Genomic DNA, 12,512 nt, shown 5'->3' on the forward strand with positions numbered 1-12,512 from the left:
GCCTTAAGCGGTCACCAGCAGAGAAAGTTGCTTCCCGCGCGGATCGCGGCCGCCTTCCTCGATCTCACGGTCCAGCAGGCGGGTCGGATAGTCGCCGGTGAAGTAGTGGTCGGTGAACTGCGGGTTGGCGGGATCGCGCGGCCCGGCGCCCAGGGCGTCGTACAGGCCGTCGATGGACAGGAAGCCGAGGAATCGACCTCCAGCACCGCGCGCATCTCTTCCATGCTGTGGGTGGCGGCCATCAGTTGCGACCGCTCGGGCATGTCGATGCCGTAGAAGTCGGGGTAGAGAATCTGCGGGCTGGCCGAGCGCAGGTGCACCTCCTTGGCGCCCGCCGCGCGCACGGCGCGGACCAGTTTCAGCGAGGTGGTGCCGCGCACGATGGAATCGTCGATCAGCACGACGCGCTTGCCTTCCAGGGCGGCGCGGTTTGGGCTGTGCTTCATGCGCACGCCCTTCTGACGGGCGCCCTGGCTGGGCTGGATGAAGGTGCGGCCCAGATAGTGGCTGCGGATGATGCCCATCTCGTAGGGCAGGCCGCTTTCCTGCGCATAGCCGAGAGCGGCGGGGACGCCCGAGTCGGGCACTGGCACCACGACATCGGCCTCGACCACATGTTCGCGGGCCAGGCGACGGCCCATCTCCTTGCGGACCTCATAGACGGCGCGGCCGTTCACGACCGAGTCGGGGCGGGCGAAGTAGACGTATTCGAACAGGCAGGGACGGGCGGCGCGGGCGGCGAAGGGCTTGATCGAGGTCAGGCCGTCATCGTCGATGACCACGACCTCGCCGTGCTCAACATCGCGCACGAAGGTGGCGCCGATCAGGTCCAGCGCGCAGGTTTCGGACGCCAACACCCAGGCCTCGCCGACCTTGCCCAGCACCAGCGGGCGGATGCCCAGCGGGTCGCGCGCGCCGATCAGCTTCAGTCGGGTCTGAGCGATCAGGGCGTAACCGCCCTCGATGCGGCTGAGGGCGTCGATGAAGCGGTCGACGATCTTGGCCTTTCGGCTGCGGGCGATCAGGTGGAGGATGGCCTCGGAGTCCGAGGTCGACTGGAAGATCGCGCCTTCCTGCACAAGTTGCGCGTGCAAGTATTTGAAATTGGTAAGGTTGCCATTGTGGGCGATGGCGATGCCGCCCTGGTCCAGGTCGGCGAACATCGGCTGGATGTTGCGCAGGAAGCTGCCGCCTGCGGTCGAGTAACGGGTGTGGCCGATGGCGGCCGTGCCGGGCAGGCGCTTGCTCAGCTCGGCGTTGCCGAAGGCTTCGCCGACCAGACCCTGATGCCGCTCGGTATAGAAGAGTTCGTCGTGGACGCTGGCGATGCCGCAGGCTTCCTGGCCGCGATGCTGCAGGGCGTGCAGGCCCAGGGCGACGATGGACGAGGCTTCGTTTTTCGGCGCCCCCAGACCCCGCAGACGCCGCATTCCAGACGAAGCTGGTCGTCCTCCGGCTCACGCCAATGCTCACGGTGAACGACGGGTTCGGCGATATGGTGGCGCATCGTCAGGCTCCGATGACCGGGGGAAGATAACTCAATGGGCGGCGACGCGCACGTAGTCTGCGAATGCGTCGGGGGCAAGGCTTAAGGGGTGGAAAACCCTTCGCGGACGGAAGAACCGACCACGGGGGTGAGGGCGTCGGCGCCCTTTCCGAGGGTAGGCAAAACGATCTGGATGGCCCGCGCGGCGCCTTCGCTGACGGGGGCGGTCGCGGCCTCGGACAGCCAGCGCGGCGGGTTGTCCTGCATGGCGCCCATAATGATCAGGTGGACCGCGCCGATCAGGGCCAGGGCGCGAACCAGACCGACCGCCAGGCCCAGCGTCTGGTCCAGCACGCCCAGCGCATGGCCGCGCGCGCCTTGAGAAATGGCTGAACCGATAAAGCGCAGGCCGAAATAGAGGAGGACGAAGACCAGCCCCACGGCCAGCACAGATCCGGCCCAGTCGGGATCGACCAGAGAACGTCCGACCGGCGCCGTCCACGGCAGGGTGATCAGCGCCAGCAGCGCCGCCAGCAGGAAGCTGAACAGGGACGTGATCTCGCGCATGCCGCCGCGGAACCATCCGGCGGCGCCCGAGGCCAGCAGGGCCAGGATCACGAAGACGTCGTAGCCGGTCACGCGCGCTGTGGGCCTCAAGGAGGATGGGGAACGCGCCTTAGTAGCGGTTCTGGGAGATTCGCTCGACCGCATCGGTCAGGCGGGTGACGACGGTCAGGGCGACATCGCCCTTCTTCACCTTGCCGTTGGCTTGTGGCGGCGCGAGGGCGCGCTCGAAGCCCAGCTTCTGGGCCTCGCGCAGACGGGCCTCGGCGCGGCCGACGGCGCGGACCTCGCCGGACAGGCCGATCTCGCCGAAGACGACGCAGCCCTGCGGCAGGGGCATGTCGAGGGCGGAGGAGATCAGGGCGGCGGCGGCGGCCAGATCGGCGGCGGGCTCGTTGATTCGCATCCCCCCGCGACGTTCAGATAGACGTCCTTGTCTCCGAACCCCAGACCGCAGCGCGCCTCCAACACCGCCAGCAGCATGGCCAGGCGGCCGGAGTCCCAGCCGACCACGGCGCGTCTTGGCGTGCCGTATGCAGAGGGGGCGACAAGAGCTTGTATTTCAACCAGAACCGGGCGTGATCCCTCGATGCCGGCGAAAACGGCGGCGCCGGGCGCCCGGTCCTTGCCTTCGCCCAGAAACAGGGCCGAGGGATTGGGCACTTCGCGCAGGCCGGCGTCGCCCATCTCGAACACGCCGATCTCGTCGGTGGCGCCGAAACGGTTCTTGCCCGCGCGCAGGATACGGAACGGATAGCCGCGTTCGCCCTCGAAGCTGAGCACGGCGTCGACCATGTGCTCGACCACGCGCGGCCCGGCGATCTGGCCGTCCTTGGTGACGTGGCCGACCAGGACGATGGCCGGGCCGCCGTTCTTGGCCAGCCGCACCAGTTCGGCGGCGCAGGCGCGCACCTGGGTGATGGAGCCGGGACCGGCGTCGTGCGCGTCGCTCCACAGCGTCTGGATGGAATCGATGATGACGATGTCGAACGGATCGCGCTTCAGCGTCGTCAGGATGTCGCGCAGCGCCGTGGCGGAGGCCAGCGACACCTCGGCGTCGGCCACGCCCATGCGCTTGGCGCGGGCGCGGATCTGCTCGATCGCCTCTTCGCCCGAGATATAGGCGACCTTGGCGCCGTTGCGGGCGGCCTTGGCCGTGACCTCCAGCAGCAGGGTCGACTTGCCGACGCCGGGGTCGCCGCCCAGCAGGATGGCGGAGCCCGGCACCACGCCGCCGCCGCAGACGCGGTCGAACTCGGTCACGCCGGTGACGATGCGCGGCGGCTCAGGCGTGTCGGATTGCAACGTCTCGAACTGCACCCCGCGCCCGCGCGCGGTCGAGGCGGGCTTCATGGCGCCCGGCGGGGCGGCCTTGGTTTCCTCGACCAGCGCATTCCACTCGCCGCAGGCCGAGCATTGCCCCGCCCATTTGGAATGAACCGCTCCGCAGGATTTGCAGACGAAGAGAAGAGAGTCGCGCGCCATGTGTCAGACCTAGCAGATCAGACGGGCGAGGGCAGGCGGGTTGGACCACGCTGCGTCCCAATTTGTCATAGGGCGACGGCGGGGTTGCGCTGGCGTCCACAGGGCCGTCATTCTGCCATGATACGGCCGTGATCCGACTCAACGCCTGGAAGGCAAATCGAATGACCCTGGAAAATCCCCCGCCGTCGATCCGTCGCTTGTCGCGCGGGTCAAATACATCCTGACCCGGCCCAAGTTCGAATGGCCGGTGATCGACGCCGAGAGCGCCACCATCAAGGGGCTGTTCACGAACTACGCCGTCGTCCTGGCGGCTATTCCGGCGGTGGCGACCGTGGTGGGCCAGATCGCCTTCGGTCATCGCGGTCTGGTCGGACCGCTGCTGGCGGGTGCGCTCAGCTATGTGCTGAGCCTGATCAGCGTCTACATCCTAGGCATGATCATCGACGCGCTGGCGCCGACCTTCGGCGGGACCAAGAACCCGGTGAAGGCGATGCAGGTCGCTGTCTATTCCATGACGCCCATGTGGGTGGCGGGCGTGCTGAACATCATCCCGACGCTGGGCTGGCTAGCCTTGCTGATCGGCCTTTACGGCTTCTACCTGATGTATCTGGGCCTGCCGGTGCTGATGAAGACGACGGCCGAAAAGGCGCTGGGCTACACCATCGTCGTGGTCGTGGCGGCCATCATCCTGTGGGCGATCGTCTGGTCGCTGGTCGCGGCGGTGATCGCCAGCTTCGCCATCGTCGGCCTGGGCGCCGCAGCTTTCGCGCTGAGCTGAGTCAGAGAGAGGGCTGGGGCGGTGCGCCTCAGCCCTTGTAGACGCGAGGCACTCGCGGGGTGATCGAGGTCAGCAACTCATAGCTGATGGTCCCGGCCGCCGCAGCCGCGTCGTCGATCAGGCGGTTGGCGCCGTAGATCTCGACCGGATCGCCCGCCGTGACGTCCAGGCCGGTCACGTCGACGGCCAGCACGTCCATCGACACCCGGCCGATGATCGGCCGCATCTCGCCCGCGATGAAGACCTGTCCCCTGGGGCTGTAGGACCGCAGCACGCCGTCGGCGTAGCCGGCGCCGCAGGTCGCCACGCGCATGGGCCTTTCCGCCTTGTAGCCCTGCGAATAGCCGACCGTTTCGCCTGCCGGCACGTCGCGCACCTGCACCGCCTGGGCGATCAGGCTGGCGACGGGGGCGATCTTCTCATGCGGTCGGCCTTCCGGCCCGCCGCCGTACAGGCAGATGCCCGGCCGCACCACGTCGAAGGCGAAGTCCGGGCCCAGGAAGCAGCCCCCGAGTTGGCGAAGGAGCGCGTCACGCCGGGATAGCGCTGGACCGCCGCGGCGAAGGCGTCGCGCTGGGCGCGGTTCAGCGGGTTAGACGGTTCGTCGGCGCAGGCCAGGTGGGTCATCACCAGTTCGAGGCCCTCGAACGCTTCAGGCGCGTCCTCGACGCGGAAGCCCAGCCGGTTCATGCCGGTGTCCAGTTGCAGGGCGCAGGCGCCGCCGCCCGCCGCCTGCCAGGTCTGAAGCTGGGTCGGGTGGTTGATGACGGGCCGCAGGTTCGAGGCCTTGAGCATGGCGGCCCCACCGCCGTGGCAACCGTCCAGAATGTAGATGATCGGCTCGGGCCCGATGGCCTCGCGCAGACGCACGCCCTCGGCCGCGCGGGCGACGAAGAAGGTGCGCGCGCCCTCGGCCATCAGTCGACGCGCCACGGCGGCGGCGCCCAAGCCGTAGCCGTCGGCCTTCACGACCGGATTGACGGGACGGCCGGTCACGGTTTCAAGCGTGCGATAGTTGCGGGCGAGCGCGTCCAGATCGACGTTGAGGACGGCGGGAGCAAGGGCGGGGAGGTCATGAAAAGGGTTATAGGCCGCTGCTCAGGCGGCGCTACCGGGTTTTGCTTCAAGGCTTCCACATCGTCATCCTCGGGCTTGACCCGAGGATCGGGCTGTCCGCCTGCGCGACATTGGAAAAGGCCGAGCGCGCCCTGCGCTCGATCCTCGGGTCAAGCCCGAGGATGACGGAGATTGGGGGGCGAGATGGCGCGCGTAGGGGCGAGGGGCGACGCCTCGCCCTACTCCGGGATATCCGCATAGGCGCCGCCGTAGCGGCCGTCGTGGGCCAGGTTGCCGAAGCGGGTGGTGTTGGAATCGAACGCCAGCTTGACGATGCCGATGGGGCCGTGACGTTGCTTGCCGATGACCACCTCGGCCTGGTGCTGCAGGCGGTCCATGTCTTCCTGCCACTTCAGGTGTTCTTCGGTGCCTTCGCGCGGCTCGGCGCGGCCCAGGTAGTAGCTTTCGCGATAGACGAACATGACGCAGTCGGCGTCCTGCTCGATCGAGCCCGATTCCCGCAGGTCGGACAGTTGCGGCCGCTTGTCCTCGCGCTGCTCGACCTGACGCGACAGCTGCGACAGGGCGATGATGGGGACGTTCAGCTCCTTGGCCAGCGCCTTCAGGCCGCCGGTGATTTCGGAGACTTCCTGCACCCGGTTCTTCTGGCCGCCGCTGTCGCCAGTGGTGACGAGCTGGAGGTAGTCGACCACGATCAGGTCCAGACCGTTTTCCATCCGCTTCAGCCGGCGCGCGCGCGCCGCCAGCTTGGAGATGGACAGGCCGCCGGTGGCGTCGATGTAGAGCGGGCTTTCGCCGATCTCGATGGCGGCGTCGCGGATCTTGCCGAAGTCCGAGGCGTCGATCTCGCCCTTACGCAGCTTGTCCGAGGACACGCCTGACGCGTCGGCCAGAATACGCATGGCAAGCTGTTCGGCGCTCATTTCCAGCGAGTAGAAGGCGACGACGCCGCCATCGACGGTCTTGCGCCCGCCGTCCGGCGTCGGCTCCCAGCGATAGTTGCGGGCGACGTTGAAGGCGATGTTGGTCGCCAGCGCCGTCTTGCCCATCGACGGACGGCCCGCGAGGATCAGAAGGTCGGAGGGGTGCAGGCCGCCCAGCTTCTGGTCCAGGTCGTCCAGACGGGTGGCCAGGCCCGCCAGCTTGCCCTCGCGCTGATAGGCCTCGCCCGCCATTTCGACGGCGCCCGACAGCGCCTGCGAGAAGGACACGAAGCCCGACGACGGCTTGCCCGTCTCGGCCAGGGAATACAGCGTCTGCTCGGCCTGTTCGATCTGTTCGTCGGCGGGCGTCTCGGGGTTGGGCGCCTCCTTGATGATCTCGCCGCCGATGCGGATCAGCTCGCGGCGCAAGGCCAGATCATAGACGACGCGGGCGTAGTCGGGGGCGTTGGCCGCGGGCGGCGCACGGTCCACCAGGTCGGCGAGATAGCGCAGGCCGCCGAACTCCTGAAAGGCCGGGTCCTGCTTGAACCGCTCCATCAGGATGGTCGGCTCGGCCAGCAGGCCCTGCCGGATGTGGTCCTCGATCGCGTCGAACAGGCGCTGGTGGAAGGGCTCGTAGAAATGGCTGCCGCGCAGTCGGTCCGACAGGCGCTCGAACACGGCGTTGTCGAACATCAGCGAGCCCAACAGGGCCTGCTCCGCCTCCAGGTTGTGGGGCATGGACGACACCTGCACGGGGTCGTGGGCGGAATCATAGGGCAGAGGGGCGAAAGCGTTCATCGACATCATCAATAGCCATAGGCGCGCCCTGCGTCAGACGCGGGCGCGGTCGTGGTCGTGGACAGTCGCCTGCGCCTGTGGACGGGCGCGGAAAACCGCTGTCGGATCAGTGCGGGGTCGTCAGTTGCGGCAGGGGTAGCGCTCGACCATCCAGTCGCGCACGGCCTGGGTCACGGTGACGCGACGCCGCGTCTCGGGCATGGTCTCGAAGCGGGCGACAAGCGTCTCAGGCGTGATGCCGGTGCCGGAGGCGGGGATGCAGTGGGCCGGGCGGCGCCCGCCGAGACGGCCGAGGCCTGCTCGGCCTTCACCGTGCTGACGGCGCCGGTGACTTCGCGGATCAGGCGACGGGTGTCCGGCCGCATCATGGCCACGGCGCGATTGCGCGGGATGTTCTGGCCGATGGTCAGAAACTGCTGGACCGTCATGTCGGACGACTGGGCCTGGGCCGTGGGAGCGGCGGCGAACAGCGCCGCCGAAGCCAGCGGCGCGGCGATGAGGGCGGGAACGAAACGCGACATGAGGCGATAAATGCGCTCGCCGACGCCGCCGTGCAAGTGCGGGCGCCTGTCAGGCCGGGCAGGGATAACGTTCGCCCATCCATTCGCGGACGGCCTGATTGACGCTGATGTTGCGCCGCTGGGCGGGGATGGCGTTGAAGCGAGCCAGGATCTGCTCTGCCGACAGGCTGATCTTGCCTTCGGGGATGCAGGTCGCGGGGCGACGGCCGGCGGCCCTGGCGGCGGCCTGATCGTCGCGCACGGCCTTGAAGGCCCCACCTATCTCATTCATCAGCCGCCGCGTGTCCGACCGCAGCAGGGCGGTCGGATTGCGCGGGATGCGGTTGGCCGAGGTCAGGAACTCCTGAACCGACATGGCGGCGGCGGCTCCCGGCAGGGCGGACAGAGCCAGGGCGGCGACGACGGCGAATGCAGCGGCTTTCATGGCTTTCCTCTCGAGCGACGATGAAGCCTAACGTGCCGCTTGCGGCGGAACCATGCCCGTCGAACGCCGTCGTGCATTAAGTTTTTGTCAGGCGCGGCGGCTGCGATGCCCGCCGCGCCTGACGAGACAGGTAGGCTCTAAAGGCCGGAGGGGAAGCCTTCGGGCGCGCGCTGTGCAGCGATCACCACTTCACCGCCAGTCGCCCGTAAACGAAGCGGCCGTTGAAGCCGTACGGCGAGAAGTTGGAGAAGGGGAAGGCGCCGGTGGTATTGTTTTCCCGCAGGCTCTGGCGCGGATACTGGTCCAGGATGTTGTCGGCGCCGACCGAGACGGTGACGCGATCATTGAAGCGGTAGCGGGCCTCGACATCGGCCACCAGGGCGTCGCCCAGTTGCAGGTCGGTGGCTTCGGTCGCGCCGGCGGCCAGAACGTCGCCATAGCCGGTCAGGCGGAAGGTGCCGCCCAGACGTTGCGCCTCCCAGTCGGTCTGGAAGACGACCTTCCACGGCGGCGTGCCTTCTTCGAAGCGGGTGACCGCCTGACGCCCGAACAGGGAGGTCGGCGTCGGCAGGACGCCCGTCTGCGTCATCGGCGTCTTGGTCACCTTGAAGTCGTTGACGTTGCCCGCCAGCGTGAAGTCCAGGCGGTGGCCGACCGAGGTTTCGGCGCGATAACGGGCCACGACATCCAGGCCGGTCGTCTCGGTGTCGACCCCGTTGATGAAGAAGCGCGCCGCCGTGGCGCCATAGGGGGCCAAGAGGTCGAAGATGGTCTTGGCGTTGCTGCCCGGCGCAGCGGTGTTGCTGCCGGTCAGGGTCTCGGACAGGATGATCCGGTCGTCGATGTCGATGCGGTAGGCGTCGGCCGTCAGCTCGAACGGGCCGTTGCGCACGACGAAGCCCAGCGAATAGTTGACCGAAGTTTCGGCCTCCAGCGCCGTGCCGCCCAGCGCCAGACCCACGTCGCTGACAGAGGGATAGGTGCCGGTCTCATAGGGGACGTTGTTGATGTAGAGGACGGCGGTCTGGGTGTAATACTGCTGTTGCAGGCTGGGCGCGCGGAAGCCTGTCGACAGGGCGCCCCGGATGGCGAAGTGCGGGTTGAAGTCGTAGCGGCCGGCGATCTTGCCCGAGACGTTGTCGCCGAAGTCCGAATAGTTCTCGTAACGCAGGGCGCCGGACAGGGTCAGGTTTTCGACGACCTCGCCTTCCAGATCCAGATAGACGCCGACGTTGCTGCGGTCCTCGTCGATTTCATTACTGGGCGTGAAGCCGGTGAAGCCGCGCGAGCCCCAGCTCAGGGCCGTCCCGCCGGCGCTCAGGACGGGGCCGCGGGCATAGGAGGCTTCTTCGCCCGCGCCGATCTTGTAGGTTTCGCGGCGCGCTTCCAGACCGACAGCGACGTTCAGCGGACCGGCCCAGCCCAGATCGAACTGGCGCGCGGCGTCGGCGCCGAACACCAGCTGGCCGTATTCCAGCGAACCGGCGTCGAACGAGGTCTGGCCGTTGATCCCATAGGTCGGGTTCATGGTGTTTTCGGCGCCGAACTCGATCTTGTTCGAGCCATAGCCCAGGTTGACGTCGATGGCCCAGCCGCCGGCTTCGCCGCGGAGGCCGCCTGCGGCGGTCCAGTCGGTGGTCTCGGTCAGGATGTAGGGCAGGTAGCCGTTCGGATATTTGCGCCCGGAGCCATAGTCCGGGTTCTGGGCGTTGTCGGTGGGGGTGCGGTAGAAGGCGGCCGCCGAGGCGTCGCGCTGTTGATACCCGGCCCAGCCGTAGGCCTCCCAGCCATTGCCCAGCGGCAGTCCTGCATTCAGATAGGCCGAGAGATCCTCGACCGCCGCGTCGCCCTGGCCGCCGGTGACCCGACCCAGCGTGGGGTTGATGTCGGAGCGGTTCGTGCTGTCGCGGTCGCGGTATTCCACCGAGGCGGTCAGGAAGCCGTCCTGACCCAGGCCGAAGCCCTGCCAGGCCGAGACGGTGACGGTGTCGCCGTCGCGGATGTCCCCTTCGCGGCCATAGAAGCCGGTAAAGTCGGTGACATAGGAGCCGTAGGTCACGCTGGCGCCGCCGCCTTCGCGGGCCTCGCGCAGGCGCAGGTTGATGACCCCGGCGATGGCGTCCGAGCCGTATTGGGCCGCAGCGCCGTCGCGCAGGACCTCGATCCGCTCGACAGCCGTGGACGGAATCGCGTTGAGATCGACGGCGGACGAGCCGCGCCCGACCGAGCCGTTCAGGTTGACCAGGGCGGTCTGGTGACGACGCAGGCCGTTGACCAGGACCAGGGTCTGGTCGGGACCCTGACCGCGCAGGGTGGCCGGGCGGATGGAGTCCGTGCCGTCGGTCGCCGACGGGCGGGGAAGTTCAGGGCCGGAACCGTCGCCGCCAACTGGGCCGCCAGTTCGGTGGTGCCGCGCTGTTCCAGCGCCTCGGCGGTGACGACATCGACGGGAGCGACCGTGTCCAGGCGGGAGCGGTTGGCGACGCGGGTGCCGGTGACCACGATGTCGTCCACCGAGGTGGCGCTGCCGGGCGCGTTCTGGGCCTGGGCGGCGCCCGCGCCGGCGATCAGAAGGACGGCGCCGGACGCGGCGGCCAAAAGGGCGGGGCGACGGAACGAGGCGATGGGCATGGGAGAGATCAGCTTTTCTGGTTGGACGCGGGGAATGCGCCGCATACTGAAAGCGCGACGGTCCAAGCCTGCGTCGGTAAGACTAACGAGAAGTTTCCGGGGAGGCGAAATCAGTCCCATCGGCGACAGGGAGCGGCCTGCGAACGCGGCTCCCGGGTCGGGCGGGGCTGGACTGAAGGCATGGCGTCTCCGGCGCGTCGAATGTGGCGAGGCGCGGCGATACTGCGGCGCGAAGACGGCGTCGGGTATCGAGATTACTTCACGGCTTAGTTAGAAAAGCTAAGGGTAGGCGGCGGCCTCGTCCTGTCGGCAGGGCAGGACCCGGGCAAAGAAAAGGGGCGCTTCCTTGCGGAAGCGCCCCTGGATCATCTCGCCGAAGCGACAGGATCAGGCTTCGTCGCCGAAGCCTTCCTGTTGGCCGGCGCCGCCTTCCAGCAGCTCCTGAGCGGCCTGATCAGCAGCTTGACGCTCGTCGTCGAACTGGCTGCGGATCACGTCCTCGCCCTTGGCCTGACGCTCGGCTTCGTCGGCCGAACGGGCGATGTTGATCTTGACGGTGGCCGAGACCTCGGGGTGCAGGCGGACCAGCACCTCGTGGACGCCCAGCGTCTTGATCGCCGTGTTCAGCACGACCTGCGAACGCTCGACCTTGCCGCCTTCGGCGCGGACGGCCTCAGCGACGTCGCGGCCGGCGACCGAGCCGTACAGCTGGCCGGTTTCGCCCGCCTGACGGATCATGACGTAGCTCTGACCGTCGATCTTGTCGGCGATCTTCTGAGCGTCGGCCTTGTTCTTCTCGTTGCGCTGCTCGATGGCGACGCGCTCGATTTCGAAGGCCTTCAGGTTGGCTTCGGTGGCGCGACGAGCCTTGTCGCGCGGCAGAAGGTAGTTACGGGCGAAGCCGTCCTTGACGGTGACGACGTCGCCGATGGCGCCGAGGTTCTCGACGCGTTCCAGCAGAACGACCTTCATCTTACTTCACCACGTACGGCAGGAGGGCCAGGTAGCGGGCGCGCTTGATGGCCTTGGCCAATTCGCGTTGCTTCTTGGCGGAAACGGCGGTGATGCGCGAGGGCACGATCTTGCCGCGTTCGGAGACGTAACGCTGCAGCAGCTTCACGTCCTTGTAGTCGATCTTCGGCGCGTTGGCGCGAGAACGGGCACACCTTGCGGCGACGATAGAAGGGGCGACGGGCCGGGCCGGAGCCGGCCGGAGCGCCCGGGATGGGGGCAGTCGTATCGGTCATGATCCGGTTCCTTATTCCGAAGCCGCGGCGTCTTCGCCGCGCGGGGCGCTGCGGTCACGCTCGCGTTCGCGGCGAGCCAGCAGGGGCGACAGCTCCAGGTCGAGTTCCTCGACGCGGATGGTCAGCCAGCGCAGCACGTCTTCGTTGATCGACAGCTGGCGCTCGACTTCGGCCATGGCGGCCGGCGGGCAGTCGACGGCCATCAGCGAATAGTGAGCCTTGCGGTTCTTCTTGACCCGGTAGGTCAGGTTGCGCAGACCCCAGTACTCGATCTTGGCGACGGAGCCGCCGCCTTCTTCGATCAGAGCCTTGATGGTGTCGTTCAGCGCTTCGGCCTGTTGCGCCGAGATATCCTGGCGCGTCATGACCGTGTGCTCGTAAAGAGCCATGCGGTATTCTCCCTTGGCGGACATCGGCGCGAGCGAACCGGGGAGTTCGTCCACGATGGCTCCTGATGCGGCGGACGGGAGTTTCCCGGCCCTTTGACGTTCCGCAGCAGGACCGAAGCCCTGGAAAGGGCGCGCCTATACGGGAAAACCTGTGAAAGGGCAAGGCGCGGGCGCGGCGAGCGGCGC

9 protein-coding genes and 5 pseudogenes are annotated in these 12,512 nt (G+C 67.8%); 1 reads left to right on the forward strand and 13 read right to left on the reverse strand.

Going from position 1 to position 12,512, the window contains the following annotated elements; translation table 11 throughout:
* Window positions 1-3 precede the first annotated feature (3 nt).
* From purF to radA, 3 genes and pseudogenes are all read right to left on the reverse strand, one after another.
* Window positions 4-1,507: pseudogene (gene purF, locus V8F63_RS11195) on the reverse strand (amidophosphoribosyltransferase).
* Between the two features lie 81 nt (window positions 1,508-1,588).
* Window positions 1,589-2,125 carry a CvpA family protein gene (locus tag V8F63_RS11200; protein WP_134580434.1) on the reverse strand — a complete coding sequence of 179 codons (537 nt, stop codon included), beginning with the start codon at window positions 2,123-2,125 and terminating at the stop codon, window positions 1,589-1,591.
* A gap of 37 nt (window positions 2,126-2,162) precedes the next feature.
* A pseudogene (gene radA, locus V8F63_RS11205) lies at window positions 2,163-3,535 on the reverse strand (DNA repair protein RadA).
* Between the two features lie 247 nt (window positions 3,536-3,782).
* Between radA and V8F63_RS11210 the strand changes: the two are divergent.
* Window positions 3,783-4,313: a Yip1 family protein gene (locus tag V8F63_RS11210; protein WP_392353219.1), complete on the forward strand. Its 531-nt coding sequence runs from the start codon at window positions 3,783-3,785 to the stop codon at window positions 4,311-4,313.
* 28 nt (window positions 4,314-4,341) lie between these two features.
* On the opposite strand, the pseudogene alr reads toward V8F63_RS11210, so the two are convergent.
* From alr to rpsF, 10 genes and pseudogenes are all read right to left on the reverse strand, one after another.
* Window positions 4,342-5,348: pseudogene (alr, locus tag V8F63_RS11215) on the reverse strand (alanine racemase).
* 260 nt (window positions 5,349-5,608) lie between these two features.
* A complete protein-coding gene (locus V8F63_RS11220; protein ID WP_134580436.1) occupies window positions 5,609-7,114 on the reverse strand; it encodes a replicative DNA helicase in 1,506 nt (501 codons plus the stop codon).
* A 170-nt stretch (window positions 7,115-7,284) separates the two neighbouring features.
* Window positions 7,285-7,635, reverse strand: coding sequence for a hypothetical protein (locus V8F63_RS11225; RefSeq protein ID WP_392353222.1), 351 nt, complete (start codon window positions 7,633-7,635; stop codon window positions 7,285-7,287).
* Between the two features lie 49 nt (window positions 7,636-7,684).
* Complete coding sequence (locus V8F63_RS11230) at window positions 7,685-8,059, reverse strand: hypothetical protein (protein ID WP_025976703.1); 375 nt, start codon at window positions 8,057-8,059, stop codon at window positions 7,685-7,687.
* Between the two features lie 181 nt (window positions 8,060-8,240).
* Window positions 8,241-10,118, reverse strand: a complete 1,878-nt coding sequence (locus V8F63_RS11235; RefSeq protein ID WP_392353224.1) for a TonB-dependent receptor — start codon at window positions 10,116-10,118, stop codon at window positions 8,241-8,243.
* 105 nt (window positions 10,119-10,223) lie between these two features.
* Window positions 10,224-10,343 (reverse strand): annotated as a pseudogene (locus tag V8F63_RS11240) (hypothetical protein); the annotation flags it as partial.
* Entirely contained in the window at window positions 10,292-10,690 is a 399-nt protein-coding gene (locus V8F63_RS11245; protein WP_392353226.1) for a hypothetical protein, read from the reverse strand. The pseudogene V8F63_RS11240 and the gene V8F63_RS11245, both read right to left, overlap by 52 nt.
* Window positions 10,691-11,077: 387 nt before the next feature.
* A complete protein-coding gene (rplI, locus tag V8F63_RS11250; protein ID WP_025976705.1) occupies window positions 11,078-11,662 on the reverse strand; it encodes a 50S ribosomal protein L9 in 585 nt (194 codons plus the stop codon).
* 1 nt (window position 11,663) lies between these two features.
* Window positions 11,664-11,937, reverse strand: a pseudogene (gene rpsR, locus V8F63_RS11255) (30S ribosomal protein S18).
* A gap of 11 nt (window positions 11,938-11,948) precedes the next feature.
* Window positions 11,949-12,326, reverse strand: a complete 378-nt coding sequence (rpsF, locus tag V8F63_RS11260; RefSeq protein ID WP_024353035.1) for a 30S ribosomal protein S6 — start codon at window positions 12,324-12,326, stop codon at window positions 11,949-11,951.
* Window positions 12,327-12,512 lie beyond the last annotated feature (186 nt).

This window comes from Brevundimonas sp. LF-1 (assembly GCF_037055305.1).
Classification (GTDB): Bacteria; Pseudomonadota; Alphaproteobacteria; order Caulobacterales; family Caulobacteraceae; genus Brevundimonas; species Brevundimonas sanguinis.